This is a genomic window from Pseudomonas sp. PDNC002 (assembly GCF_016919445.1).
Classification (GTDB): domain Bacteria; phylum Pseudomonadota; class Gammaproteobacteria; order Pseudomonadales; family Pseudomonadaceae; genus Pseudomonas.
The window spans coordinates 1,344,860-1,369,740 of record NZ_CP070356.1 but is presented as its reverse complement, the minus strand read 5'-3'; the positions used below and the strand labels follow the sequence as shown (position 1 = coordinate 1,369,740).

General features: G+C 65.8%; 23 protein-coding genes. 17 read left to right on the top strand and 6 right to left on the bottom strand.

The genetic code is table 11. The annotated features are described in order from the left end of the window. Positions 1-95: 95 nt before the first annotated feature. A complete protein-coding gene (polA, locus tag JVX91_RS06265; protein ID WP_205338484.1) occupies positions 96-2,846 on the bottom strand; it encodes a DNA polymerase I in 2,751 nt (916 codons plus the stop codon). A 74-nt stretch (positions 2,847-2,920) separates the two neighbouring features. Between polA and JVX91_RS06260 the strand changes: the two genes are divergently transcribed. After that, positions 2,921-3,208: a DUF2782 domain-containing protein gene (locus JVX91_RS06260; protein ID WP_205338483.1), complete on the top strand. Its 288-nt coding sequence runs from the start codon at positions 2,921-2,923 to the stop codon at positions 3,206-3,208. A 34-nt stretch (positions 3,209-3,242) separates the two neighbouring features. Further along, positions 3,243-4,193, top strand: a complete 951-nt coding sequence (locus JVX91_RS06255; protein ID WP_205338482.1) for a homoserine kinase — start codon at positions 3,243-3,245, stop codon at positions 4,191-4,193. A gap of 6 nt (positions 4,194-4,199) precedes the next feature. Here the strand turns inward: JVX91_RS06255 and JVX91_RS06250 are convergent, their stop codons facing one another. Then, positions 4,200-5,078: a LysR family transcriptional regulator gene (locus tag JVX91_RS06250; protein WP_205338481.1), complete on the bottom strand. Its 879-nt coding sequence runs from the start codon at positions 5,076-5,078 to the stop codon at positions 4,200-4,202. Positions 5,079-5,200: 122 nt separating this feature from the next. Here JVX91_RS06250 and JVX91_RS06245 point away from each other — a divergent pair, with 122 nt between their 5' ends. Then, a complete protein-coding gene (locus JVX91_RS06245) occupies positions 5,201-6,187 on the top strand; it encodes a zinc-binding dehydrogenase (RefSeq protein ID WP_205338480.1) in 987 nt (328 codons plus the stop codon). 198 nt (positions 6,188-6,385) lie between these two features. Here the strand turns inward: JVX91_RS06245 and JVX91_RS06240 are convergent, their stop codons facing one another. The 3 genes from JVX91_RS06240 to znuA form a co-directional block, all read right to left on the bottom strand. Continuing rightward, positions 6,386-7,072 (bottom strand): NrdJb, encoded by a 687-nt coding sequence (locus JVX91_RS06240; RefSeq protein WP_017521239.1) that lies wholly within the window; start codon positions 7,070-7,072, stop codon positions 6,386-6,388. A 17-nt stretch (positions 7,073-7,089) separates the two neighbouring features. Further along, positions 7,090-9,237 (bottom strand): adenosylcobalamin-dependent ribonucleoside-diphosphate reductase, encoded by a 2,148-nt coding sequence (locus tag JVX91_RS06235; RefSeq protein ID WP_205338479.1) that lies wholly within the window; start codon positions 9,235-9,237, stop codon positions 7,090-7,092. A gap of 457 nt (positions 9,238-9,694) precedes the next feature. Next, positions 9,695-10,636, bottom strand: coding sequence for a zinc ABC transporter substrate-binding protein ZnuA (gene znuA, locus JVX91_RS06230; protein ID WP_205338478.1), 942 nt, complete (start codon positions 10,634-10,636; stop codon positions 9,695-9,697). Positions 10,637-10,706: 70 nt separating this feature from the next. Here znuA and zur point away from each other — a divergent pair, with 70 nt between their 5' ends. The 14 genes from zur to cls all read left to right on the top strand — a co-directional run bounded on the left by zur (position 10,707) and on the right by cls (position 23,013). Then, positions 10,707-11,213 (top strand): zinc uptake transcriptional repressor Zur, encoded by a 507-nt coding sequence (gene zur / locus JVX91_RS06225; RefSeq protein WP_205338477.1) that lies wholly within the window; start codon positions 10,707-10,709, stop codon positions 11,211-11,213. Continuing rightward, complete coding sequence (znuC, locus tag JVX91_RS06220; protein ID WP_205338476.1) at positions 11,213-12,013, top strand: zinc ABC transporter ATP-binding protein ZnuC; 801 nt, start codon at positions 11,213-11,215, stop codon at positions 12,011-12,013. The genes zur and znuC overlap by 1 nt, the downstream gene beginning before the upstream one ends. Continuing rightward, the gene (gene znuB / locus JVX91_RS06215) at positions 12,006-12,794 is read left to right on the top strand and encodes a zinc ABC transporter permease subunit ZnuB (protein WP_017521234.1); all 789 of its coding nucleotides are present in this window, start codon (positions 12,006-12,008) and stop codon (positions 12,792-12,794) included. The genes znuC and znuB overlap by 8 nt, the downstream gene beginning before the upstream one ends. Positions 12,795-12,831: 37 nt before the next feature. Continuing rightward, positions 12,832-13,209, top strand: a complete 378-nt coding sequence (locus JVX91_RS06210; protein WP_205338475.1) for a hypothetical protein — start codon at positions 12,832-12,834, stop codon at positions 13,207-13,209. 193 nt (positions 13,210-13,402) lie between these two features. Further along, complete coding sequence (locus JVX91_RS06205; protein ID WP_205338474.1) at positions 13,403-14,413, top strand: methionine ABC transporter ATP-binding protein; 1,011 nt, start codon at positions 13,403-13,405, stop codon at positions 14,411-14,413. Beyond that, positions 14,410-15,075: a methionine ABC transporter permease gene (locus JVX91_RS06200; protein ID WP_205338473.1), complete on the top strand. Its 666-nt coding sequence runs from the start codon at positions 14,410-14,412 to the stop codon at positions 15,073-15,075. The genes JVX91_RS06205 and JVX91_RS06200 overlap by 4 nt, the downstream gene beginning before the upstream one ends. Before the next feature lie 41 nt (positions 15,076-15,116). Then, on the top strand, positions 15,117-15,899 hold the full coding sequence (locus tag JVX91_RS06195) for a MetQ/NlpA family ABC transporter substrate-binding protein (RefSeq protein WP_205338472.1): 783 nt from the start codon (positions 15,117-15,119) through the stop codon (positions 15,897-15,899). Between the two features lie 430 nt (positions 15,900-16,329). Beyond that, complete coding sequence (locus tag JVX91_RS06190) at positions 16,330-17,139, top strand: energy transducer TonB (RefSeq protein WP_205338471.1); 810 nt, start codon at positions 16,330-16,332, stop codon at positions 17,137-17,139. Positions 17,140-17,188: 49 nt separating this feature from the next. After that, on the top strand, positions 17,189-17,905 hold the full coding sequence (locus tag JVX91_RS06185; protein ID WP_024766993.1) for a MotA/TolQ/ExbB proton channel family protein: 717 nt from the start codon (positions 17,189-17,191) through the stop codon (positions 17,903-17,905). A 1-nt stretch (position 17,906) separates the two neighbouring features. Continuing rightward, positions 17,907-18,308, top strand: coding sequence for a biopolymer transporter ExbD (locus tag JVX91_RS06180; RefSeq protein WP_205338470.1), 402 nt, complete (start codon positions 17,907-17,909; stop codon positions 18,306-18,308). Positions 18,309-18,693: 385 nt separating this feature from the next. Then, positions 18,694-19,347, top strand: coding sequence for a gamma-glutamylcyclotransferase (locus tag JVX91_RS06175; protein WP_205338469.1), 654 nt, complete (start codon positions 18,694-18,696; stop codon positions 19,345-19,347). Positions 19,348-19,465: 118 nt separating this feature from the next. Continuing rightward, positions 19,466-20,047 carry an alpha/beta hydrolase gene (locus JVX91_RS06170; protein WP_205338468.1) on the top strand — a complete coding sequence of 194 codons (582 nt, stop codon included), beginning with the start codon at positions 19,466-19,468 and terminating at the stop codon, positions 20,045-20,047. Between the two features lie 92 nt (positions 20,048-20,139). Further along, positions 20,140-21,537 (top strand): amidase, encoded by a 1,398-nt coding sequence (locus JVX91_RS06165; protein WP_205338467.1) that lies wholly within the window; start codon positions 20,140-20,142, stop codon positions 21,535-21,537. 42 nt (positions 21,538-21,579) lie between these two features. Next, positions 21,580-23,013 (top strand): cardiolipin synthase, encoded by a 1,434-nt coding sequence (cls, locus tag JVX91_RS06160; protein ID WP_205338466.1) that lies wholly within the window; start codon positions 21,580-21,582, stop codon positions 23,011-23,013. A gap of 256 nt (positions 23,014-23,269) precedes the next feature. Here cls and ahpF read toward each other — a convergent pair whose 3' ends face one another. After that, on the bottom strand, positions 23,270-24,835 hold the full coding sequence (gene ahpF / locus JVX91_RS06155; protein WP_205338465.1) for an alkyl hydroperoxide reductase subunit F: 1,566 nt from the start codon (positions 24,833-24,835) through the stop codon (positions 23,270-23,272). Between the last annotated feature and the right edge of the window lie 46 nt (positions 24,836-24,881).

Sequence of the window (24,881 nt, the reverse complement as noted above, 5' to 3'; positions counted from 1 at the left end):
GGTCACAAAAGATTTTTTCGCGGCGCCCTGAAAAGTCCTTTGCCGCTACGTCAGAAGGCCCGGCTGATGGGCCCTCTGACCGTTCGTCAAGTCGATCAGTGGGCCTCGTCCCAGTTCGCCCCCACCCCGGCTTCGACGACCAGCGGTACGTCCAGCTGCGCCGCTCCGCTCATCAGCGGCCGAATGGCATCACGGACCTGATCGACCAGGTCCTCGTGCACTTCCAGCACCAGTTCGTCGTGGACCTGGAGGATGACGCGGGCGTCGATGCCGCTCTCCTGCAACCAGTTATCCACAGCCACCATGGCGCGTTTCATGATGTCCGCCGCGGTGCCCTGCATCGGCGCGTTGATCGCGGTGCGTTCGGCGGCCTTGCGCATGGCGCCGTTCTTCGAGGCGATTTCCGGCAGGTACAGGCGGCGACCGAACAGCGTCTCGACGAAGCCCTGCTCGGCGGCCTGGGCGCGGGTGCGCTCCATATAGGCCAGCACGCCCGGATAGCGCGCGAAGTAGCGGTCGATGTAGGCCTGGGCCTCCTTGCGCTCGACGCCGATCTGCTTGGCCAGGCCGAAGGCGCTCATGCCGTAGATCAGGCCGAAGTTGATCGCCTTGGCGCTACGGCGCTGATCGGAGCTCACGTCATCCAGCGGCACGCCGAAGACCTCGGCGGCGGTGGCGCGGTGCACGTCGCGGTCGTGGCGGAAGGCGTCCAGCAGACCTTCGTCCTTGGCCAGGTGGGCCATGATGCGCAGTTCGATCTGCGAGTAGTCCGCCGCCAGCAGCTTGTAGCCCTTGGGTGCGACGAAGGCCTGGCGGATGCGCCGGCCTTCGGCGGTGCGGATCGGGATGTTCTGCAGGTTCGGGTCACTGGAGGACAACCGGCCGGTGGCCGCCACCGCCTGGTGGTAGCTGGTGTGGATACGCCCGGTGCGCGGGTTGATCTGGTCCGGCAGCTTGTCGGTGTAGGTGCTCTTGAGCTTGCTCAGCGAGCGGTACTGCATGATTACCTTGGGCAGCTCGTAATCCTGCTCGGCTAGCTCGGCGAGGACATTCTCGGCGGTGGACGGCTGGCCGGTGGCAGTCTTCGACAGCACCGGCAGGCCCAGCTTTTCATAAAGAATGGCGCCCAGTTGCTTGGGCGAGCCGAGGTTGAACTCCTCGCCTGCCAGGTCGAAGGACTGGCGCTGCAGCTCGACCATCTTCTCGCCCAGCTCGACGCTCTGCTTGCCCAGCAGGTTGGCGTCGACCAGCGCGCCGTTGCGCTCGATACGCGCCAGCACCGGTACCAGCGGCATTTCGATCTCGGTCAGGACCTTGGCCAGCGACGGAATGGCTTCCAGCTTCTGCCACAGGGTCTGGTGCAGGCGCAGGGTCACGTCGGCGTCTTCGGCGGCGTACGGGCCGGCCTGCTCCAGGGCGATCTGGTCGAAGGTCAGCTGCTTGGCGCCCTTGCCGGCGATGTCCTCGAAGCGGATGGTGCTGTGGCCGAGGTACTTCAGCGCCAGGCTGTCCATGTCGTGGCGGGTCGCGGTGGAGTCCAGCACGTAGGATTCGAGCATGGTGTCGTAGGCAATGCCCTGCACGGCGATAGGCGTCGAGGCGTTGGCCAGGACGTTCATGTCGTACTTGGCGTGCTGGCCGACCTTGCGCTTCTTCGGGTCTTCCAGCAGCGGCTTGAGTGCCTTGAGCACGGCGTCGCGGTCCAGTTGCGCCGGCACGCCCATATAGCTGTGCGCCAGCGGTACGTAGGCGGCTTCGCCTTCCTTGACCGCGAAGGACACGCCCACCACCTGCGCCTGTTGCGGGTCGAGGCTGGTGGTCTCGGTGTCGAAGGCGATCAGGTCGGCGGCTTCCAGCTTCTTCAGCCAGGCGTCGAACTGAGTCTGCTCCAGGACGATCTCGTAGCGCTTCTCCTCCGCCGCAGCCGGGGCCTCTTCCAGCGCCAGCTGCGGGCTTCCGGCCTTGGCCGCCTGGCGTTGCAGGTCGTCCAGCCCGGTCTTGAACTCCAGGGTGCGATACAGCTCGGTCAGCGCCTCGCGGTCCGGCTCGCCGGGGTGCAGGGCATCGATCTCGATATTCAGTTCGACATCGCACTTGATGGTGGCGAGCTTGTAGGACAGGTAGGCCATGTCCTTGTGCTCTTCGAGCTTGGCCGGCAGGCCCTTGGCGCCGCGGATTGGCAGCTCGGGCACCTTGTTCAGGCTGGCGTAGAGCACATCGAGGCCGCCACCCACGCCGGTAAGCAGGCCCAGCGCAGTCTTTTCGCCGACGCCGGGCACGCCGGGGATGTTGTCGACCTTGTCGCCCATCAACGCCAGGTAATCGATGATCAGCTCAGGACCGACACCGAATTTCTCCTTCACGCCATCCACGTCGAGCGTGCTACCGGTCATGGTGTTGACCAGCGTAATGTGCCCGTCGACCAGCTGTGCCATGTCCTTGTCACCGGTGGAGATCACCACCGCCCGGCCTCCGGCCGCGCTCTGGCGGGCCAGGGTACCGATCACGTCATCGGCTTCCACGCCCTCCACGCAGAGCAGTGGCAGGCCCAGGGCGCGCACGGTGGCGTGGAGCGGCTCCACCTGCACGCGCAGGTCGTCCGGCATCGAGGGGCGATTGGCCTTGTATTCGGCAAACATCTCATCGCGGAAGGTCCCGCCCTTGGCATCGAAGACCACCGCGAACGGGCTGTCCGGGTACTGCTTGCGCAGGCTCTTGAGCATGTTCAGCACGCCCTTCACCGCGCCGGTCGGCATGCCGGTGGAGGTCATCAGCGGCGGCAAGGCGTGGAAGGCGCGATACAGGTAGGACGAGCCGTCCACGAGGACGAGAGGTGCTTGGCTCATGAGGGGAATCAACCTTTTCAGAAGGGCTCGGGCTAAAATGTCCGTAGCCAATTCGACAAAGGGACAAGGTTATCATGCGTACGTTGAACCGCCTGTTGCTCGCCGCTCTACTGGGTCTTGGCGCGACATCCGTCATGGCGGCGGACGACGCCCCGACGCCGGAACCGGATGTGACCATCCGCCAGGAGGGCGACAAGACCATCCAGGAATACCGCGTGAACGGATTCCTCTACGCCATCAAGGTCATCCCCAAGCACGGCAAGCCGTACTTCCTGGTGCGCCAGGACGGCAGCGATGGCAACTTCATCCGCTCGGACCAGCCCGACAAGCTGATTCCGCAGTGGCAGATCTTCAGCTGGTAAATCTTCCCCTCCACGACGCTCCAGAGGATTGAGCATGTCGGTATTCACGCCTCTGGACCGTCCGGTTCTCGAAGACTTCCTCGCGCCCTACGGCCTCGGTCGCCTGCGCGACTTCCGCGGCATTGCCGAAGGATCGGAGAACAGCAATTTCTTCGTCAGCCTGGAGCAGGGCGAATTCGTCCTGACCCTGGTGGAGCGTGGTCCGGTGCAGGACTTGCCGTTCTTCATCGAACTGCTGGACGTGCTGCACGAAGCCGACCTGCCGGTGCCCTATGCGCTGCGCACGAAAGACGGCGAAGCCCTGCGCCAACTCGAAGGCAAGCCGGCGCTGCTACAACCGCGCCTGGCAGGCCGCCATGAGCGATCGCCGAACAACCATCACTGCCAGGAAGTCGGCAACCTGCTGGCCCGCCTGCACCTGGCAACCCGCGAGCGAATCATCGAACGCCCCAGCGACCGCGGCCTGAGCTGGATGCTGCATGAAGGCGAGACGATGCAGTCGCATCTCTCCGGCGGTGCCGCGACCCTGCTGGGCGATGCCCTGGAAGAAATCGCCCGCCTGCTTGCCGAGCAGCCGGCGCTGCCGCGCGCCAACCTGCACGCCGACCTGTTCCGCGACAACGTGCTGTTCGATGGCCCGCACCTGGCAGGGGTGATCGACTTCTATAACGCCAGCTCCGGCTGGATGCTCTACGACCTGGCGATCACCGTGAACGACTGGTGCTCCAACGACGATGGCACCCTCGACGGCCCACGCGCCCGCGCCCTGCTGGCGGCCTATGCGACCAAGCGGCCATTCACCGCGCTGGAAGCCGAACTGTGGCCGGAGATGCTGCGGGTGGCGTGCGTGCGTTTCTGGCTGTCGCGCCTGATTGCCGCCGAAGCCTTCGCCGGACAGGACGTGCTGATCCATGACCCGGGCGAATTCGAGCGACGCCTGGCGAACCGGCAGAAAGTGGACATCCACTTGCCTTTTGCGCTGTAGGCGCAGTCAGAGTAGCGCCAGGACATTGAGATATTCCCGACAGAAATCCAGGTAGGCACGCACAATCGCCGAAGGATGCCGGTGCGACGGATACAGCAGGTTGATCCGCTGCTCCGGCAGCGGGAAATCCGCCAGCACCGGCACCAGCCGCCCATCGTCCAGCCCCGCCCTGGCCAGGAAGGGTGGCAACTCCGTCACGACTTCACCGGCCAGCGCACGGCTGCGCAGATGTGCGTAATCGTTGCTCGCGAGCAGCGCATCCGGCCGCAGACTCTGTTCGCCGAGCCGCCATGCCGTGCGCGCATTGGCGCCCTGGGACCAGATCGCGCAGGGGAAGCGGTGCAGGTCGTCCGGCACTTCCGGCGCGCCCAGGCGCTCGATCAGCTCGGGACTGGCCACCAGCAGGTGGCGGTAGTTGAGCAGATGCCGCGCCACCATCGACTCGTGTTCGACGGCGCCCACCCGCAACGCCACGTCGACGCCGTCCTCGATCAGGTCGACGCGTCGCTCCGTGGTGAATATCTGCAGGTGCACGCCCGGATAGCGCTTCTGGAACTCACCGAGCAACTCCCACCACGGCTCGAACGCCGGCGGTAGCGAGAGGCGCAGACGGCCGCGCAACAGCACCTGATCACTAAGCACCGCCCGCTCGGCTTCGCCCAGCGCCTCCACACCGCGGCTGGCGAACTCGTAGAGCCGCGTCCCGGCATCGGTCAGGTGCGTGCCGCGCGCCGAGCGCTCCAGCAATTGCACGCGCAACTCGCGCTCCAGTTCGCGCACGCGCCGGCTCAGCGTCGGCAAGGGAATCTCCAGGCGGGCCGCAGCCGCCGACAGGCTACCGCTCTGCACCACGCTGACGAACATGCGGACGGCATTCAGATCCATGGCGACTCCCTCTCGATATTGAGAGGAAGACTATCACCTGGCGATCTACCGGCTCGAATACGAGTAGCAGAAAGTGGAGTCGTCGCTGGCCAACCAGCCTCCCACCCGAAGGAAACCACTCCATGAAAGCCTATGTCATCGAACAACCCGGCGGTCCCGAAGTCCTGCAACTGCGCGATATTCCGGCCCCGGAAGCGAAAGCCGACGAAGTCCTCATCCGCGTGAAAGCCTTTGGCCTAAACCGCGCCGAGCTGTATCTGCGCGCTGGCAAGATGGGCGAAATCACCTCGCCCCGCGTACCCGGCATCGAGGCCGTTGGCGAAGTGATTCACGACGCATCCGGCACCTTCCGCAGTGGCCAACGTGTGGCCACCGCCATGGGCGGCATGCAGTTCGATCGTACCGGCAGCTATGCGGAAGTCGTCGTGGTGAAACGCAGCAACGTCATGTCGCTGGACGGTTTGCCACTGCCCTGGGAGGAACTGGCGACGCTACCGCAAGCTTTCCTCACCGTGTGGGGTGCTTTCAAGCACAGCCTGAATGTGCAACCGGGCCAGACGCTGCTGGTACGCGGCGCTACCTCATCGGTGGGGCTGGCGGCGGTCACCTATGCCAAGGCGCTGGGCCTGAATGTCTTCGCCACCACGCGCACCGAGGGGCATCTGCCGCGACTGACCGAGGCCGGTGCCGACGAGGCACTGCTCGACGTGGGACAGATTGCCCCGAAGATCCGCGAGATGTTGCCCATCGGGGTCGATGCTGCCCTCGATGTCGTCGGGGGGGCGACCTTGCTTGAGACCGCAAAGGCGATTCGCCCACTTGGCGCGATGAGCGTAATAGGACTTCTCGGCGGCGCACCGCTGCTGGAGAATTTCAACCCCATGCAAGACTTGCCCGGTTCCATTCGCCTCAGCTTCTTCTCCAGCCATCTGCTGGGTACTCCAGCCTTGCCGTTGGATGACGCACCGCTGGCGTGGATAGCCCACCAGATGCTCGGCCGACACATCCCGTCGCTCCGCGCGATGACCATGGAGTTCGACGAAGTGCCCCAGGCTCATCGGCTGATGGAAAACAACCAGGTGCTTGGCAAGCTGGTGATTCGGCTCTAGCGGCACGCCTCTGCCTGAGCGGCCAACGCCCTGCCATGGCAGGGCGCTGGCCGTTCACTCACGGGGCGATGCGAGCGGGCGTGACGCTCGGGCGAGGGGCTGGCATCGCTGTCGGAGTCCCTCTGCTGAAGTTCAGCCACGACCCGGCCATCCATGGCCGGGCGTTCGCCCTTCAAAACGCATGCGTTTTGAGCGGGCTCACCCGCACTTCGAATGCCCGCAGTTCAGGCACGTTGCGCAGCCATCCATCTGCACCACGGCCATGGTGTTGCACTTGCCGCACAGCTGCGCACCGGCGGGGAAGCCTTCGCCGGGTTCGGCCTTGTTGGTGCCCTGGGCGGCTTCGTAAGCGGCGCGCTTCTCGGCGAGATACAGGCGCTGCTCCTCGTCCAGCTGCGGGCCTTCCATCAGGCCGATGGCGACCAGGTGGCGCTCCACCACGGCGCCGATCTCGGCGACGATCGACGGCATATAGATGCCGCCGCGCTTGAGGTAGCCACCGCGCGGGTCGAACACCGCCTTCATCTCCTCCACCAGGAAGGTGCAATCACCACCCTTGCGGAACACCGCGGACATGATCCGGGTGAGCGCGACGATCCACTGGAAGTGGTCCATGTTCTTCGAGTTGATGAAGATCTCGAAGGGCCGGCGCTGCTCGTACGGGGTGTCGGGGTTGAGCACCACGTCATTGATGGTCACGTACAGCGCATGTTCGAACAGCGGCGACTTGATCTTGTAGGTCGCGCCTACCAGCAATTCCGGCCGCTGCAGGGTTTCATCCATCTTCACCACGGCGGCCGCCGCGGCGGCTTCCACGCGGGCCTTTTCCTCGGCCACGTCCACCACCTGGAAGCCTTTGATCTTCTGGTTGATCTTGACGCTCATAACTCTCTCCAGGGGTATCAGTACTTGCCGTAATAGCCTTCTTTCAGGGCATCGAAAAGGTTGGCGGCGGTATGGATCTCACCGTCGTACTCCACTTCCTCGTTGCCCTTGAGCTCGACCACGCTGCCGTCTTCCAGCTCGAAGCGGTACACCGTTTTCTCCAGGTCCGACTCCTTCACCAGCACGCCCTGGAAGGCCGCCGGGTTGAAGCGGAAGGTGGTGCAGCCCTTCAGGCCCTGGCGCCAGGCGTAGAGGTAGATGTCCTTGAAGTCCTCGAACGGGTAGTCGGTGGGGACGTTGGCGGTCTTGGAGATCGAGGAATCGATCCACTTCTGCGCGGCGGCCTGGATGTCCACGTGCTGCTGCGGGGTGATGTCGTCGGCGGTGATGAAGTAGTCCGGCAGACGGTGCTTCTCTTCCTCGGCACCCGGTACGGCGTGGTGGTCCACCTGGTCGCGGTAGGCCAGCAGTTCGTAGCTGAAGACCGAGATCTTCTCCTTGGTCTTGCGGCCAGGGCGGATCAGGTTGCGCGAGTAATGGTGGGCGAAGCTCGGCTCGATGCCGTTGGAGGCGTTGTTGGCCAGGCTCAGGCTGATGGTGCCGGTGGGCGCGATGGAGCTGTGGTGAGTGAAGCGCGCGCCGTGCTCGGCCAGCGCCTCGATCAACTGCGGCGCGTGCTCGGCGACGCGCTGCATATAGCGCGAGTACTTGGCGTGCAGGACGCGGCCCGCCACCTTGTCGCCGACCTTGATTCCGTCGGCCTTCATTTCCGGACGCTTGCGCAGCATCTCGGCGGTAACGTCGTACTCCTTGGCCAGTGCCGGCGCCGGGCCTTTCTCGCGAGACAGCTCCAGCGCGACTTCCCAGCCGACCAGCGCCATCTCGCGCGCCACTTCCTCGGTGAACACGCAGGCTTCCGGGCTGCCGTAGCGCAGCTTGAGCAGGGTCAGCGCCGAGCCCAGACCGAGGAAGCCCATGCCATGACGACGCTTGCCGAGGATCTCCGCGCGCTGCTGTTCCAGCGGCAGGCCGTTGATCTCCACTACGTTGTCGAGCATGCGAGTGAACACCCGGACCACTTCGCGATAACGCTCCCAGTCGAAGCGCGCGTTGCCGCCGAAGGCATCGACCACGAAGCTGGTCAGGTTCACCGAGCCCAGCAGGCAGGAGCCGTAGGGTGGCAGCGGCTGCTCGCCGCAGGGGTTGGTGGCGCGGATCGCCTCGCACCACCAGTTGTTGTTCATCTCGTTGACCCGGTCGATCAGGATGAAGCCCGGCTCGGCGTAGTCGTAGGTGGACACCATGATCATGTCCCACAGGTGCCGAGCCTTGACTCGGCCATAGACCTTGCAGGCCACGCGGCCGTCGTCACCGAGCAGGTATTGATCGTGCACGGGCCAGTCGCGCCAGATCACTTCGTCGGCATTCTCCAGGTCGACTTCGTCTCGTTCCTTCTGGTGGATCGGGAAGATCAGCGGCCAGTCCTCGTCGTCCTCCACCGCGTTCATGAATCCGTCGGTGATCAGCAGGCTGAGGTTGAACTGACGCAGGCGACCGTCTTCACGCTTGGCGCGGATGAATTCGCGCACATCTGGATGGCTGACGTCGAAGGTGCCCATCTGCGCGCCGCGCCGCCCGCCGGCGGAGCTGACGGTGAAGCACATCTTGTCGTAGATATCCATGAACGACAGTGGCCCGCTGGTGTGCGCGCCGGCGCCGGAGACGTAGGCGCCGCGCGGGCGCAGGGTGCTGAATTCGTAGCCGATGCCGCAGCCGGCCTTCAGGGTCAGGCCGGCCTCGTGGACCTTCTCCAGGATGTCGTCCATGGAGTCGCGGATGATCCCGGACACGGTGCAGTTGATGGTCGAGGTGGCCGGCTTGTGCCCCTGGGCGCCGGCGTTGGAGATGATCCGCCCGGCCGGGATGGCGCCGTTGCGCAATGCCCAGAGGAAGCGCTCATACCAGTGCTCGCGCAGGGCTTTGTTGGCCTCGACGTCGGCCAGGGCGCGGGCGACGCGCTGCCAGGTCTCGTCGACGCTGCCGTCGATGGGTTTGCCGCTCTTGTGTTTCAGGCGGTACTTGCTGTCCCAGATGTCCTGCGAGGCAGGTTGCAGGGCGAGAACTCCTTGGTCGGCGCCGCGAGGGCGCGCATCGGTCTTGGCCATCCGAGAAATAACCTCCTGTCGGTTGGGTGGCAGGGCGCAAAGAAGCGCGAGTAGACCCAATATGTAGGCACGAAAGACTGATCGACATCAATATCTAGTGCCTGACGCCTCCACCTTCAGACGATAGACGGTTGAGCGGAAGGCGCAGCAAATGAGCCATGTAGCCGACGATTGGCGGGAAGTTGCGGGCTAATCGGGAGGGGGAGTCTCTGGCAAGGATGGTGCGACGATCAGGCGCGGCAGTGGGATTCTACGGGAAGGTATGAGTGCGGACGGTTGCACCCTCTCCCTAGCCCTCTCCCTGAAGGGAGAGGGGACTGTCCTGAGCAGGCGGCAAGTTCGGTTTTCTCCGGCTAACTCTGATGTATTCAAACATGCCGGACGGCTCCCTCTCCCTTCAGGGAGAGGGCGGGGGAGAGGGAAATCCGAGGCCGAGGAATATCCTGGAAAGCCCTGATCAAAGCTTCTCCAGACACCCCGCAAACTCATCCACCAGATTGCCCAGCAGATTCTCGTACCCCTGGGCATCCACCTTCACCCCCACACCCAGGTCGTCCAGCTCGGCCAGGCGCACCGGCAGGCCTTGGCCCAGGGTATCGGCCAGGCGCGGGCGGATCGGCGGTTCGCTGAAGATGCAGGACGGGCCCGCCTTCTGCAGTTGCGTGCGCATGGCAGCGACGTGGCGGGCACCCGGCTGGACGTCGGCGGAAACAGCAAATACCCCGGCATGACGCAGGCCGTAGGCCTCCTCGAAGTAGTCGAACGCCTCGTGGAAGACGAAGAACGGCTTGCCCTTGAGCGGATCGATGCGCTGCTTCAGGCGAGTATTCAGCGTCTCCATGCGCTCATCGAAGGCCTTGAGGTTGGCCTGGTAGCGGCTGGCATTGGTCGGGTCGGCGATGGCCAGGTCCTCGGCCATGCGCGCGGCGATCACCTGGGCGTTGGCCGGCAGCAGCCAGAGGTGGGCGTCGATCATGCCGGGACGATGGTCGTGATCATGGCCAAGGTCGTCATGATCGTGATCGTCATGGTCCGGGTGGTTGGACTCACTGAAGTCGGCGAACTTGCGCAGGTGCATACCGGCCTGGTCCTGCAGCGCCACGCTCGGGCCCTTGCGGCTATCCAGCACCTTGGGCAGGAAGTTCTCCAGGTCCGGGCCGACCCAGTAGAACAGCTGCGCATCGCGCACACGGCGGATGTCCGAAGGGCGCAGCGAATAGCTGTGCGGCGAGGCGCCCGGCGGCAGCAGCACGTCCGGCGTCCCTTCGCCGTCCTGGATGGCGGCGGCGATCAGTTGCAGCGGCTTGATGCTGGTCAGCACGCTGACCTCGGCACGCACGGGGAGGCTGAGCAGCAGCGCGCAGCAGGCGGTCAGCAGGGCGACGGGACGGAAGGACACGGCGGCACTCACACAGGGGAGACATGAAAGAGTAATATAATAACGTCTCTGAATCCGAGCGTCGCCGCGCATGTACAAGATTGCCCCCAAGACTCCCCTCGCCTGCCGCCCGCACGACCACGCCAACTGCGTGGCCAGCGCCCTGGCCGACGCCGACGCGCTGTGCGCGCGCCAGGGCGTACGCCTGACCGAGCTGCGCCGGCGTGTGCTGGAGCTGGTCTGGGCGAGCCATAAGCCGCTGGGCGCCTACGACATCCTCGCCGTGCTGAGCGAGGAAGACGGCCGCAAGGCGGCGCCGCCGACGGTCTACCGCGCGCTGGACTTCCTCCTGGAAAACGGCCTGGTGCACCGCATCGCCTCGCTCAACGCCTTCATCGGCTGCGCCCATCCGGAACACGCCCACGAAGGCCAGTTCCTGATCTGCCGCGCCTGCCACACCGCCATCGAGCTGGAACAACCGGCCATCAGCGAAGCCATCGTCGCTGGGGCCAAGGGCGTCGGCTTCGCCGTGGAAACCCAGACCGTCGAGATCGTCGGTCTCTGCGGCGCCTGCGTCCCCGGCCAGCGGGAGGCGTGATGAGCGACGCCCTGATCCGCCTGCAAGGCGTCGGCGTCAGCTACGGCGGCCAGGCGGTGCTGCAGAATGTCGACCTGACCATCGCTCCCGGCGAGATCGTCACCCTGATCGGCCCCAACGGCGCCGGCAAGACGACCCTGGTGCGCAGCGTGCTCGGCCTGCTCAAGCCCGACACCGGCAGCGTCTGGCGCGCACCGAAGCTGTCCATCGGCTACATGCCGCAGAAGCTTCACGTCGACCCGACCCTGCCGCTCACCGTCTTCCGCTTCCTTCGCCTGGTACCCGGCGTGCAGCGCACCCAGGCGCTCGATGCGCTGAAGGAAGTCGGCGCAGCCCACGTGATCGACAAGCCGCTGCAAAGCGTTTCCGGCGGCGAGCTGCAGCGCGTGCTGCTGGCCCGCGCCCTGCTGCGCAAGCCGGAACTGCTGGTGCTCGACGAACCCGTGCAGGGCGTCGACGTCGCCGGGCAAGCCGAGCTGTACCGCCTGATCGGCCGCCTGCGCGACCGCCTCGGCTGCGGTGTGCTGATGGTCTCCCACGACCTGCACCTGGTGATGAGCGCCACCGACAAGGTGGTCTGCCTGAACCGCCACGTCTGCTGCTCCGGGCATCCGGAACAGGTCAGCGGCGACCCGGCCTTCGTCGAGCTGTTCGGCCAGGACGCCCGCAGCCTCGCGGTCTATCACCACCATCACGACCATTCCCACGACCTGCACGGCGAGGTGGTGAAACCCGCCTTCCCCGCCGGCACGCGCTTCACTCCGGTCCACCAGCACGGCCCCGACTGCAACCATGGCTGATTTCCTGCTCAACGCCCTCCTCGCCGGGCTGGCCCTGGCGGTGGTCGCCGGGCCCCTGGGTTCGTTCGTCGTCTGGCGGCGCATGGCCTATTTCGGCGACACCCTCTCCCACGCCGCCCTGCTGGGCGTCGCCCTCGGCTTCCTGCTGGACGTCAGCCCGACGCTCGCGGTGACCGTCGGCTGCGTGCTGCTCGCCGTGCTGCTGGTCACCCTGCAGCAGCGCCAGCCGCTGGCCGCCGACACCCTGCTCGGCATCCTCGCCCACAGCACGCTGTCGCTGGGCCTGGTGACGCTGAGCTTCATGAAGGAAGTACGCGTCGACCTGATGGCCTACCTGTTCGGCGACCTGCTTGCCGTCAGCCAGACCGACCTGCTGTGGATAGTCGCCGGCAGCGCCCTGGTGCTGGGGCTGATCTGCTGGCTGTGGCGCCCGCTGCTGGCGATCACCGTGCACGAGGAACTGGCGCGGGTCGAAGGCCTGCCTGTAACTGCCATCCGCCTGGCGCTGATGCTGCTGATCGCCATCGTCATCGCCGTGGCCATGAAGATCGTCGGCGTGCTGTTGATCACCTCGCTGCTGATCATTCCCGCCGCCGCCGCCCAGCGGCATGCTCGCAGCCCCGAACAGATGGCTTTCGGCGCGAGTCTGATCGGCCTGGTGGCGGTGTGCGCCGGACTCTCGCTGTCCTGGTTCAAGGACACTCCCGCCGGCCCCTCCATCGTGGTCAGCGCGGCGGCCCTGTTCCTGCTGAGCTTTGTCCTGCCGCGCCGGACGGTGTAGAATTTGGCGATTTTTTGATCAAAAGAGACCCTGACGCATGAAGTCGTTCGTCATCCGCCTGTTCTCGCTGATGGCCCTGGCGCTGGCCCTGACAGCCTGCCAGAGCACCGCGAGCAATCCGGCCAACAGCAGTGGCTTCGAAACCGAACTGGCCGCCGGCCGTCTGGAATCCGCGCAGCTCGCGCTGGGCTCCGAACAGGAAGACGCCACCCAGCTCGCCGAGCGCCGCAAGCGCCTGGCCGACGCCTATCTGGAGCGCAGCCGCGAGGCCCTGGCCAAGGGCGACGTCAACGGCGCCACCACCGCCCTGACCCGCGCCCGCTCGCTGATGCCCCGCGCGCCCGGCGTAGCCGCCGATGTCAGCGGCCTGCAGAAGCCCGCCACGCCCGCCGCCCAGCCAACCTGCACTCCGTAAGCCTCCGGGCGCCCGCTCGCGGCGCCCGTTATTTCCTTTTGTTCCGTGCTTAGCTGAACAAAGATTAATCAGCCATATAAAAGCAGGTTAAAATGCGCGGTTTTGGCTGACCGCCTACGCTCGTTTCCTACGCCTGTTCATCCGACGGCCCAGGCAGCGAGCGGCGCCTCTTCGTACCCACAAGGTTCGCTAAGTGATCGAATTCCACGACGTCCACAAGACCTATCGCGTCGCCGGACGCGATATTCCGGCCCTGCAGCCGACCCGCCTGTCCATCGAGGGCGGCCAGGTCTTCGGCCTGATCGGCCATTCCGGCGCCGGTAAAAGCACCCTGCTGCGCCTGATCAACCGCCTGGAAGAACCCAGCGGCGGGCGCATCGTCATCGACGGCGAAGACATCACCGCCCTGGACGCCGACGGCCTGCGCCGCTTCCGCCAGCGCGTCGGGATGATCTTCCAGCACTTCAACCTGCTGGCCTCCAAGACCGTCGCCGACAACATCGCCATGCCGATGCGGCTCGCGGGCACCTTCAGTGCCGCCGAAATCACCGCGCGGGTGGATGAACTGCTCAAGCGTGTCGGCCTGCAGGACCACGCCCGCAAGTACCCGGCGCAGCTTTCCGGCGGCCAGAAGCAGCGCGTCGGCATCGCCCGCGCCCTGGCCTGCCGGCCGACCATCCTGCTCTGCGACGAGGCCACCAGCGCACTCGACCCGCAGACCACCGGACAGGTGCTGGAACTGCTGGCGCAGATCAACCGCGAACTGAAGCTGACCATCGTCCTGATCACCCACGAGATGGACGTGATCCGCCGCGTCTGCGATCAGGTGGCGGTCATGGACGCCGGCAGCATCGTCGAGCAGGGTGAGGTCGCCGACGTCTTCCTGCACCCGCAGCATCCGACTACCCGCCGCTTCGTCTTCGAGGCCGAGCGCGTGGACGAGAACGAGCAGCACGACGACTTCGCCCACGTGCCGGGGCGCATCCTGCGCCTGACCTTCCGTGGCGAGGCGACCTACGCGCCGCTGCTGGGCACCGTCGCGCGCCAGACCGGCGTCGACTACAGCATCCTCGCGGGGCGTATCGACCGCATCAAGGACCAGCCCTACGGCCAGCTCACCCTGTCGTTGGTGGGCGGTGATATCGAAGCCGCGATGGCGCAGCTGAACGCCGCCGAAGTGCATGTCGAGGTGCTGCGCGCATGAGCGAGTTCTTCTCCAATATCGACTGGTCGGAAATCCTCCAGGCCAGCATCGACACCTTCTGGATGCTCGGCGGTTCGCTGCTGTTCACCATCGTCCTGGGCCTGCCGCTGGGCGTGCTGCTGTTCCTGACCGGGCCCAAGCAGATGTTCGAGAACCGCGGGGTCTATGCCCTGCTGTCCTTCGTGGTGAACGTGTTGCGCTCGCTGCCGTTCATCATCCTGCTGATCGTGATGATCCCCTTCACCGTGCTGATCACCGGCACCTCGCTGGGCGTCGCCGGGGCGATTCCGCCGCTGGTGGTGGGCGCCACGCCGTTCTTCGCGCGCCTGGTGGAAACCGCGCTGCGCGAAGTCGACAAGGGCATCATCGAAGCGACCCAGGCAATGGGCGCCAGCACCCGCCAGATCATCTGGAACGCCCTGCTGCCCGAGGCCCGCCCAGGCATCATCGCGGCCATCACCGTTACCGCCATCACCCTGGTGTCCTACACCGCGATGGCCGGCGTGGTCGGCGCCGGCGGTCTGGGCGACCTGGCGATCCGCTTCGGCTACCAGCGCTTCCAGACCGACGTGATGGTCGTCACCGTGGTGATGCTGCTGGTGCTCGTACAGATTCTGCAGACCGTCGGCGACAAGCTGGTGGTCCACTTCTCCCGCAAATAACCACAAGGCCCGCCGGATGCGGGCCGACACAGGAGCCAACCATGAAGAAACTGTTCGCCGCGTTCGCTGCCGCCGCAGTCATCGCCGCCCCGCTGGCCCAGGCCGCCGACAGCCTGACCGTCGCCGCCACTCCGGTGCCGCACGCCGAGATCCTCAACTTCGTCAAACCCATCCTGGCCAAGGAAGGGGTCGAGCTGAAGGTGAAGGAATTCACCGACTACGTGCAGCCCAACACTCAGGTCGCCGAGAAGCGCCTGGACGCCAACTTCTTCCAGCACCAGCCGTACCTGGATGAATTCAACAAGGCCAAGGGCACCCACCTGGTCGCCGTCACCGGCGTGCACATCGAGCCGCTGGGCGCGTACTCCACCAAGTACAAGAAGCTCGACGAACTGCCGGCCGGCGCCACCGTGGTGATCCCCAACGACGCCACCAACGGCGGCCGCGCCCTGCTGCTGCTGGACAAGGCCGGCATCATCAAGCTGAAGGACAACACGTCCATCACCGCGACCCCGAAAGACATCGTCGAGAACCCGAAGAACATCAAGGTGCGTGAGCTGGAAGCGGCCACCCTGCCGCGCGTGCTGACCCAGGTCGACCTCGCCCTGATCAACACCAACTACGCGCTGGAAGCCAAGCTGAACCCCACCAAGGACGCGCTGGCCATCGAGGGTTCCGATTCGCCCTACGTGAACATCCTGGTTGCCCGCCCGGACAACAAGGACAGCGCCGCCATGCAGAAGCTGGCCGCCGCCCTGCACAGCCCCGAGGTGAAGCAGTTCATCCTCGAGAAGTACAAGGGTGCCGTCGTTCCGGCGTTCTGATCGCCGACGCAGCTTCACCTCTGAAAAGCCCGGTCGAATGACCGGGCTTTTTCGTTTTTGGCTTTTGGTTTTTTGTAGGAGCGAGGGGGACGCCTAGTTCTTGCTCGCGAACCCGCCCAGCTCCGGAGCGGCCTGAAAATCCCGTTCGCGAGCAAGCTCGCTCCTACAGGCAACCGTCTATTTCGGCGCTCCCAGTCAATTTTTCGCCAACCTTCCCTGCATATTTTCCATGCCGCAAAGGCATCGGCTTTTTTCGATTTCGCTCAAAGGCACGAATGGCGCGGCCTGTAGCGACCCAGCAAAACCGCATAGTCCCGAAAGTTATTTCAATAACAAAAATAATCACTTCAAGAGCTAAGGCGCTCCGCCAATCATGCAGGTCCGTTTCAAGCGCGACTTAGAGCCGCGCAGACCTGCAAGGAGATCGTTCATGGCTCAACCCCAGCATGCCCTCGCGCCGGATACCTTCCTGCGCCACGTGCCCGGCGGCGACCTGGTCGATCTCGGCCGCCCGCTGCGCCACGCGCTGGAGCTGGGCCGCCACGTGCCGGCGAAAGCTCGCGCGCTGAGCCGTCGTGAAGCTGTCCTGCTCGGTCTGTTCGCCCTGGCGCTGCACGGCGCGGTGATCTACTGGCTGAGCCAGCAGCCCACGCCGCAATTGCCGGAGGTGCCGCCGCAGGTTCCGCCGATGACCATCGAATTCACCGCGCCCACCCCGCCGGTGGTCGAGCCGCCGCCGCCCGAACCGATCCCCGAGCCCGTGGTGCAGGAGCCGCCGCCCCCGGTGGTGGACGAGAACGCGGTGAAACCGCCGCCGCCCAAGCCGATCCCCAAACCCAAGCCGAAACCGGTCGCCAAACCCGTGCCCAAGCCGGTCGAGCAACCGGCGCCGCCCAAAGCCGAAACCCCGCCGCCGCAACCGGCTCCGCCGGCCCCCGCGGCACCGGCTCCGGCACCGCTGACGCCGCCCTCGGCCAATGCCGGCTACCTGCACAACCCGGCGCCGGAATACCCGTCGCTGGCCCAGCGTCGCGGCTGGGAAGGCACCGTGCTGCTGCGCGTCCACGTCCTGGCCAGCGGCAGCCCGAGCGAGATCCAGGTGCAGAAGACCAGCGGCCGCGACGCCCTGGACGCCGCCGCGGTGAAAGCCGTGCAGCGCTGGAAATTCGTGCCGGCCAAGCGCGGCGACGTGGCCCAGGACGGCTGGGTCAGCGTACCCATCGATTTCAAACTGAATTGATTCAACTTGCCCAGATCAGCCGCACGAGAATCGCGGAAGGAGAACACCCATGAGTCTGCCCCTGAACCCCCTGGAATCCGTCGAAGGCGCAGTCATCTGGCTGCTGGTCGGCTTCTCCGTCGTCACCTGGGCCCTGGCCCTGGTGAAAGGCGTCCAGTTCACCCGCCAGAAGTCCCAGGACAAGCGTTTCCAGAAGCAGTTCTGGAGCGCCACCAGCCTGGAATCGGCCGGTGACCAGGCCGCCGGCAAGCCCGGCGCCGGCGCCCGCGTGGCCCAGGCCGGTTTCGCCGCCATCCAGGTCCAGGACAACGGCCAGCCGGACCTGGCCCAGTCGATCAATCACCAGGATCGCCTCGAACGCGCCCTGCGCCAGCAGATCCAGCGCGAGCGCCGCTCCCTGGAATCGGGCCTCGCCGTGCTCGCTTCGATCGGTTCCACCTCTCCCTTCATCGGCCTGTTCGGCACCGTGTGGGGCATCATGGAAGCGCTCAAGGGCATCAGCGCCGCGGGTTCCGCCAGCCTGGAAACCGTCGCCGGGCCCATCGGCAGCGCACTGATCGCCACCGGCGTGGGCATCGCCGTCGCCGTGCCGGCGGTGCTGGTCTACAACTACTTCCTCCGTCGCCTGAAGCTCACCGCCGCCGACCTCGACGACTTCGCCCACGACTTCTACAGCCTCGCGCAGAAGAGCGCCTTCCGCGTCGTCGCCCTGCCCACCGCCGCGCGCAAACCAGCTGCCGGCGCCAGCGTGAAGGAGGCGAGCTGACATGGCCTTCTCGACCCAGGACAGCGACGAGGTTCTCTCCGAGATCAACGTCACCCCGCTGGTGGACGTGATGCTGGTGCTGCTGGTGGTGTTCATCGTCACCGCGCCGCTGCTGACCAACGCCATCCCGATCAACCTGCCGAAGACCGAAGCGGTCGCCCCGCCGGAGCAGAAAGACCCGCTGGTGGTGAGCATCGACGGCGGCGGCAAGTGGTTCATCAACAAGGATGAGATCCAGCCCGAACTCCTGCAAAGCAACCTGCAGGCCGCCAAGGCGAAAGACGCTGAAGTGCGCGTGCAGCTGCAGGCGGACGAGAACGTGAATTACGGCCAGGTCGCCAAGGCCATGGCCTCCATCGAGAAGGCAGGCATCACCAAGCTGGCGGTGATCACCGCGCGCTGAGGAACCTGTAAGACGCCTGAAACAGAGCGGGTGTAGAAAGGGATCTCCACAACGTACCGAGCTTCAAGGCCGCTCTCCCAATACTCAGGCAGGGGTGAGCGGCCTTTTTTTATTCGCACATTTTAATCTGCACACTGCGCGCGCCCCGCGCCGGTGCCCGGTATCGCGTAGGAGCGGACTCCGTCCGCGATCGATTCCCGGCAACTCCGAGCGGACCTCTCGCACATCGCGGACAAAGTCCGCTCCTACGCCTAGTCAGCACACCAGTGCGGCCGCCGTTCGTCGTCATCCCCGCCCCGGCAATAACCCTATGCCTTTCAGGCCCTTCCGTGGCCGCCGCACTTCCACTAAGTTGATGACAGTTCGGAGACCTGAGGGGTACCGCATGACATCGTCTCCCGCTTCGGAAGGCCCGTTTTATCCGCCGACACTGGGGGTGCCGGAACGTTTCACACCCGCACAGCTGCGCGCCTCGCTCGACATCACCATGAGCGAACATGGCGCCGGTCCCGTGTGGCTGTTCGCCTACGGCTCGCTGATCTGGCGCCCGGAGTTCCCGGTGGCCGAGGCGCGCCGTGCGCGGGTGCACGGCTACCACCGCGGGCTCTACCTGTGGTCCCTGACCCACCGCGGCACGCCGGAAGCGCCCGGCCTGGTGCTCGGCCTGGACCGCGGCGGCTCCTGCTCCGGCTTCGCCTTCCGCCTGCCGGAGGACCACCTCGACGCCAACCTCTACGCGCTCTGGGAAAGGGAGATGCCCTACGCCTCCTATCGCCCGGAATGGCTCAACTGCCGCCTGGACGATGGCACCCGCGTGCGCGCCCTGGGCTTCGTCCTCGAACGCCACCTGCCCAGCTACGCCGGCTCCCTGCCCGACAACGTCGTCGAGCACGTGCTGGCCAGCGCCCAGGGACACTTCGGCACCACCCGCGAGTACGTCGAGCAGACCGCCCGTGCACTGCGCGAATACGCCATGCCCGATCTCAATCTGGAAGGCATCCTGGCGCGCTGCTGCCCGTTGCGGCGGGCGCAGGAATAACCGCTTATAGCCATTCGTTTAGCTTAAATACTGCATAAGCAAAGAATTTCTTATTCCTTAACGAATATTAAAACCCTCCCTAGAATGCCTTCTCATGACGATTCGAGAGGGCCGCTCCATGCGCAACGAACGCATCCGCTATCTGATCGTGCCGGGCTGGCACGGATCCGACGACGCCCACTGGCAGAGCCACTGGCAGCGTGCCCTGCCGAATGCCGCGCGGGTGCAGCAACGCGACTGGATCACCCCGCAGCGCGCCGACTGGGTCGCCGAACTCGATCGAGAAATCCGCCGCGAGCCCGGCCATGTGGTGCTGATCGCCCACAGCCTGGGCTGCGTCACCGTCGCCGCCTGGGCCGCCCGCGCCGACCGCCGCGCACTCGCCCAGGTCGTCGGCGCCCTGCTGGTCGCACCGGCCGACGTGGAACGGGAAACCTGCCACGAGGCGCTGCGCAATTTCGCGCCCATCGCCTCGCAAAGCCTGCCTTTCCCTGCCGTGCTGGTGGGCTCGGACAATGACGCCGCCTGCAGCCCGCAACGCGCCATGGCGCTGGGCCGCACCTGGGGCGCCGAGACGGTGATCCTGCCGTCCGCCGGGCACATCAACGTGAAATCCGGCCACGGCGCCTGGGAAGCGGGCTACCGTCATCTGTATCGCCTGCAGTACCTGATCGACCAGCAGTCGCGTCAGCGCGCCTGAGACTCGCAAGCGGGTGCGGCATGAGCGCCGCACCCATCCCATCGGCGCGCGGATTCGGTTAGGGTGAGGCACAGCCCCCGCCGGAGACCGCCATGCCACCGTTGCACGATCTGTCCGCCGTCGAACTGCTCGCCCTCTACCGCTCGCACCAGCTTTCCCCGGTCGAGTACCTCGACCACCTGATCGCCCACATCGAACGCTGGGAACCGCAGCTCTGCGCGCTCTATACCTTCGACCCGCAGCGCGCGATCGAGCAGGCGCGGCGCTCCGAGGCGCGCTGGATCCGCTGCGCGCCCTGCGGCGAGCTGGACGGCGTGCCGGTGACCATCAAGGAACTGATCGCCACCACAGGCGACCCGATTCCCCAGGGCAGCGCCGCCACCCTCCTGCAGCCGGCGACCGGCAACGCGCCGCCCGCCGCACGCATGAACGAAGCTGGCGCCATCCTGCTGGGCAAGACCACGGTGCCGGACTTCGGCATGCTTTCCTCCGGGCTTTCCAGCTTCCACAAACTGGCCCGCAACCCCTGGGACCTGCGCATGAATCCGGGCGGCTCCAGCGCCGGCGCAGCGTCCGCCGCGGCAGCCGGCTACGGGCCGCTGCACATCGGCACCGACATCGGCGGCTCGGTACGCCTGCCGGCGGGCTGGTGCGGGCTGGTCGGCTTCAAGCCGAGCCTGGGGCGAATTCCCATCGATCCGTACTTCACCGGTCGCTGCGCCGGCCCGATGACCCGCACGCTGGATGACGCGGCGCTGATGATGAAGCACCTGGCTCGCCCCGACTGGCGCGACGCCACGGCCCTGCCGCCCGCCGATCTCGACTGGCACATCGACTACGCCGAGGTCCGCGGCCTGCGCATCGGCCTGCAACTCGACCCCGGCTGCGGCCTGCAACCCGAGCCCGAGGTGTGCGCCGCGGTGGAAGCCGCCGCAAGACAATTCGCCGCTGCCGGCGCGGAAATCATCGAGGTACGACCGATCCTCGACCGCGAGTTGCTCGAAGGCCTGGACAAGTTCTGGCGCGCGCGTCTGTGGGCCGAGCTGGAAAACCTGCCGGCGGAACGCCAGGCCAAGGTCCTGCCCTACATCTTCCAGTGGGCCGAGGGCGGCGCGGCGGTGAGCGGTGCCGACGCCGTGCGCGGCTTCAACTGCACCTTCGAGATGCGCCGGCGCGCCGCCGAGCAGTTCCAGGGCATCGATTTCCTGCTCTCGCCCACCAACCAGATCGCCGCCTTCCCGGCGGAGTGGGCATCACCGACCAACGATCCGGCGCAGCCTTTCGAGCACATCGGCTTCACCGTGCCATGGAACATGTCCGAGCAACCGGCACTCTCAATCAACTGCGGCTTCACGGCCGAAGGCATGCCCATCGGCCTGCAGATAGTCGGGCCCCGTTTTGCCGATGTCGATGTGCTGCGGTTGGGAAAAGCCTTCGAACATTGGCGCGGTCCCATCCACCGCTGGCCGCAACCGCCGGCAGCCAACTAAGCTCAGCCCACTCGCCGACCACAAGGAACTGATCGCGCGCCCATGCATTACTCCGCCTACATCGCCCACTTCCTGGTGGTGGTCCAGCTACTCGGGATCATCGCCGCGGTCCATGCCGTGCTCAGCGTGCGCACCGCGCAAGGCGCCATCGCCTGGGCGACTTCGCTGGTGTTCATGCCACTGCTTACCCTGGTGCCGTACCTGGTATTCGGCCGCAGCCGCTTCGACGCCTACATCGGCGCACGCCGTCAGGCCAACGAGGAAATGCACGTGGCCGCCGCCGAGCTGGATTGGCGCCCCTGGGTGGAAGAAGCCCTCGCCGCCCGCCAATACGACGGCTACAAGGCCCTCAAGGCGATGGTCGGCCTGGCGCGCATGCCGACCCTGGCGAACAACGAGGTACGCCTGCTGGTGAACGGCAAGGCATCGTTCGACGCGATGTTCGAAGCCATTTCGGCGGCGAAGAAAGTCGTGCTGGTGCAGTTCTTCATCATCCGCGACGACGTCCTCGGCCAGCGCCTCGCGCAGCTGCTGCTGGAGCGCGCGGCCAACGGCGTCGACGTATTCCTGCTGTACGACGGCATCGGCAGTCATTCGCTGCCGCGGCGCTATGTCGACAAGCTGCGCCAGGGCGGCGTGCAGGTGCACGCGTTCAGCACCGGCAGCGGGATGATCAACCGCTTCCAGGTGAACTTCCGCAATCACCGCAAGATCGTCGTGGTCGACGGCGTACGCGGCTTCGTCGGCGGCCACAACGTCGGCGTCGAATACCTGGGCGAGAAGCCACCACTGGCGCCCTGGCGCGACACCCACATCGAGCTGCGCGGGCCGGCGGTGGCATGTTTGCAGGAATGCTTCGCCGAGGACTGGTTCTGGGCCACTCACACGCTGCCGACGCTGATCCTGCCCGATGGCTACGACGATGCCGGGATGCTTTGCCAGGTGGTGCCCAGCGGCCCGGCGGACACCCAGGAAACCTGCTCGCTGTTCTTCGTCGAATCGATCAACGCGGCGGTGGAGCGGGTGTGGATCACCACGCCCTATTTCGTGCCGGACGAAGCCGTCGCCGCCGCCCTGCGCTTGGCGGTGCTGCGCGGCGTGGACGTGCGCATCCTGTTGCCTTCGCGGCCGGACCACAAGACGGTGTACGCCGCGTCCAGCCTCTATGCGCTGGAGGCCGTGCGCGCCGGTGTGCGGGTATTCCGCTACCAGCCGGGGTTCCTGCACCAGAAGGTGATCCTCATCGACCATGACAGCGCCGCCGTGGGCAGCGCCAACCTGGACAACCGCTCGTTCCGCCTGAACTTCGAGATCATGGTGATCACCGTCGACGAAGACTTCGCCCGTGACGTGGAGAGCATGCTGGAAGAGGATTTCGCCCAGTCCGTGGAGATGACCCTGGACGACCGCAAGCGCTTGCATCGGATGCAGCAATTGGGGATGCGGGTGGCGCGGTTGGTGTCGCCGATTCTCTGAGGGTTCGGAGCGGGGCGCCTCCCTCACCCTAACCCTCTCCCAGAGGGAGAGGGGACCGTTTGGCATGGGTGGACACTTCTGCGCTCGCTGGCTAATTCCGATATGAGTCGATGCAGAGGACAGCCCCCTCTCCCTCTGGGAGAGGGCGGGGGTGAGGGCGAATCCCCGCGCCAGACTCACCCGGCAAATTCCGCACAAAAGAAAACGCCCGATCCACTCTCGTGAACCGGGCGTTTCTTTCTCTAGCGCGAGGTCATCAGGCTGGCGCGGAGGAGCGGATCAGGTGGTCGAAGGCGGAGAGCGACGCCTTGGCGCCTTCGCCGACCGCGATCACGATCTGCTTGTACGGAACGGTGGTCACGTCACCGGCGGCGAAGATGCCCGGCAGCGAAGTCTCGCCGCGAGCGTCGACGATGATCTCGCCACGCGGGGTCAGTTCGATGGTGCCCTTGAGCCATTCGCTGTTGGGCAGCAGGCCGATCTGCACGAAAATGCCTTCCAGGTCGATGGACTTGAACTCTTCCGAGTTGCGGTCCTTGTAGACCAGGCCGGTGACCTTCTGGCCATCGCCTTTCACTTCGCTGGTCAGCGCGCTGGTGATCACCTCCACGTTCGGCAGGCTGAACAGCTTGCGTTGCAGCACGGCGTCGGCGCGCAGCTTGCTGTCGAACTCCAGCAGGGTCACGTGGCTGACGATACCGGCCAGGTCGATGGCCGCTTCGACGCCGGAGTTGCCGCCGCCGATCACCGCGACGCGCTTGCCCTTGAACAGCGGGCCGTCGCAGTGCGGGCAGAAGCACACGCCCTTGGCCTTGTATTCCTTCTCGCCCGGCACGCCCATTTCACGCCAGCGGGCGCCGGTGGCCAGGATCACGGACTTGGCCTTGAGGCTGCCGCCGCCCTCGAACTGCACTTCGTGCAGGCCGCCGACGGTCTTGGCCGGAATCAGCGCGCTGGCGCGCTGCAGGTTCATGATGTCGACGTCGTAGTGCTTGACGTGCTCTTCGAGCTGGCGAGCCAGTTTCGGGCCTTCGGTCTCGGTCACCGAGATGAAGTTCTCGATGGCCATGGTGTCCAGCACCTGGCCACCGAAACGCTCGGCGGCAACGCCAGTGCGGATGCCTTTACGGGCGGCATAGATCGCAGCCGCGGCACCAGCCGGGCCACCGCCGACGACCAGTACGTCGAACTCTTCTTTCGCCGACAGCTTCTCGGCTTCGCGGGCAGCGGCGCCGGTATCGATCTTGGCGAGGATTTCTTCCACGCCCATGCGGCCCTGGCCGAACACTTCGCCGTTGAGGTAGATGCTCGGTACAGCCATCACCTGGCGGCGCTCGACTTCTTCCTGGAACAGCGCGCCGTCGATGGCGACGTGGCGGATGTTCGGGTTGAGCACGGCCATCAGGTTCAGCGCCTGGACCACGTCCGGGCAGTTCTGGCAGGACAGCGAGAAGTAGGTTTCGAACTCGAACGAACCCTGGATGCCCTTGATCTGCTCGATCACGTCGGCTTCGAGCTTGGACGGGTGGCCGCCAACCTGCAGCAGCGCCAGTACCAGGGAGGTGAATTCGTGGCCCATGGGGATGCCGGCGAAAGCCAGGCCGATGTTCGCCCCCGGGCGGTTCAGCGAGAAGGAGGGCTTGCGGGCGTCGCTGCCATCTTCACGCAGGGTGATCTTGTCGGTCAGGCCGACGATGTCGTGCAGCAGTTCGCTCATCTCGCGGGATTTGTCGCTGTCATCGAGGGAAGCGACGATCTCGAACGGCTGCTGAACCTTTTCCAGGTAGGCCTTCAACTGGGTTTTAAGAGTGGCGTCCAACATGATCCAGATCCTCGAAATTTGAGCAAAGGGGTTCCCCGGCGAGCTC

Bases quoted from the DNA above. Each gene is read 5' to 3' on its own strand.
- polA (WP_205338484.1), bottom strand. From the start codon at position 2,846: ATGAGCCAAGCACCTCTCGTCCTCGTGGACGGCTCGTCCTACCTGTAT.
- JVX91_RS06260 (WP_205338483.1), top strand. From the start codon at position 2,921: ATGCGTACGTTGAACCGCCTGTTGCTCGCCGCTCTACTGGGTCTTGGC.
- JVX91_RS06255 (WP_205338482.1), top strand. From the start codon at position 3,243: ATGTCGGTATTCACGCCTCTGGACCGTCCGGTTCTCGAAGACTTCCTC.
- JVX91_RS06250 (WP_205338481.1), bottom strand. From the start codon at position 5,078: ATGGATCTGAATGCCGTCCGCATGTTCGTCAGCGTGGTGCAGAGCGGT.
- JVX91_RS06245 (WP_205338480.1), top strand. From the start codon at position 5,201: ATGAAAGCCTATGTCATCGAACAACCCGGCGGTCCCGAAGTCCTGCAA.
- JVX91_RS06240 (WP_017521239.1), bottom strand. From the start codon at position 7,072: ATGAGCGTCAAGATCAACCAGAAGATCAAAGGCTTCCAGGTGGTGGAC.
- JVX91_RS06235 (WP_205338479.1), bottom strand. From the start codon at position 9,237: ATGGCCAAGACCGATGCGCGCCCTCGCGGCGCCGACCAAGGAGTTCTC.
- zur (WP_205338477.1), top strand. From the start codon at position 10,707: ATGTACAAGATTGCCCCCAAGACTCCCCTCGCCTGCCGCCCGCACGAC.
- znuC (WP_205338476.1), top strand. From the start codon at position 11,213: ATGAGCGACGCCCTGATCCGCCTGCAAGGCGTCGGCGTCAGCTACGGC.
- znuB (WP_017521234.1), top strand. From the start codon at position 12,006: ATGGCTGATTTCCTGCTCAACGCCCTCCTCGCCGGGCTGGCCCTGGCG.
- JVX91_RS06210 (WP_205338475.1), top strand. From the start codon at position 12,832: ATGAAGTCGTTCGTCATCCGCCTGTTCTCGCTGATGGCCCTGGCGCTG.
- JVX91_RS06200 (WP_205338473.1), top strand. From the start codon at position 14,410: ATGAGCGAGTTCTTCTCCAATATCGACTGGTCGGAAATCCTCCAGGCC.
- JVX91_RS06195 (WP_205338472.1), top strand. From the start codon at position 15,117: ATGAAGAAACTGTTCGCCGCGTTCGCTGCCGCCGCAGTCATCGCCGCC.
- JVX91_RS06190 (WP_205338471.1), top strand. From the start codon at position 16,330: ATGGCTCAACCCCAGCATGCCCTCGCGCCGGATACCTTCCTGCGCCAC.
- JVX91_RS06185 (WP_024766993.1), top strand. From the start codon at position 17,189: ATGAGTCTGCCCCTGAACCCCCTGGAATCCGTCGAAGGCGCAGTCATC.
- JVX91_RS06180 (WP_205338470.1), top strand. From the start codon at position 17,907: ATGGCCTTCTCGACCCAGGACAGCGACGAGGTTCTCTCCGAGATCAAC.
- JVX91_RS06175 (WP_205338469.1), top strand. From the start codon at position 18,694: ATGACATCGTCTCCCGCTTCGGAAGGCCCGTTTTATCCGCCGACACTG.
- JVX91_RS06170 (WP_205338468.1), top strand. From the start codon at position 19,466: ATGCGCAACGAACGCATCCGCTATCTGATCGTGCCGGGCTGGCACGGA.
- JVX91_RS06165 (WP_205338467.1), top strand. From the start codon at position 20,140: ATGCCACCGTTGCACGATCTGTCCGCCGTCGAACTGCTCGCCCTCTAC.
- cls (WP_205338466.1), top strand. From the start codon at position 21,580: ATGCATTACTCCGCCTACATCGCCCACTTCCTGGTGGTGGTCCAGCTA.
- ahpF (WP_205338465.1), bottom strand. From the start codon at position 24,835: ATGTTGGACGCCACTCTTAAAACCCAGTTGAAGGCCTACCTGGAAAAG.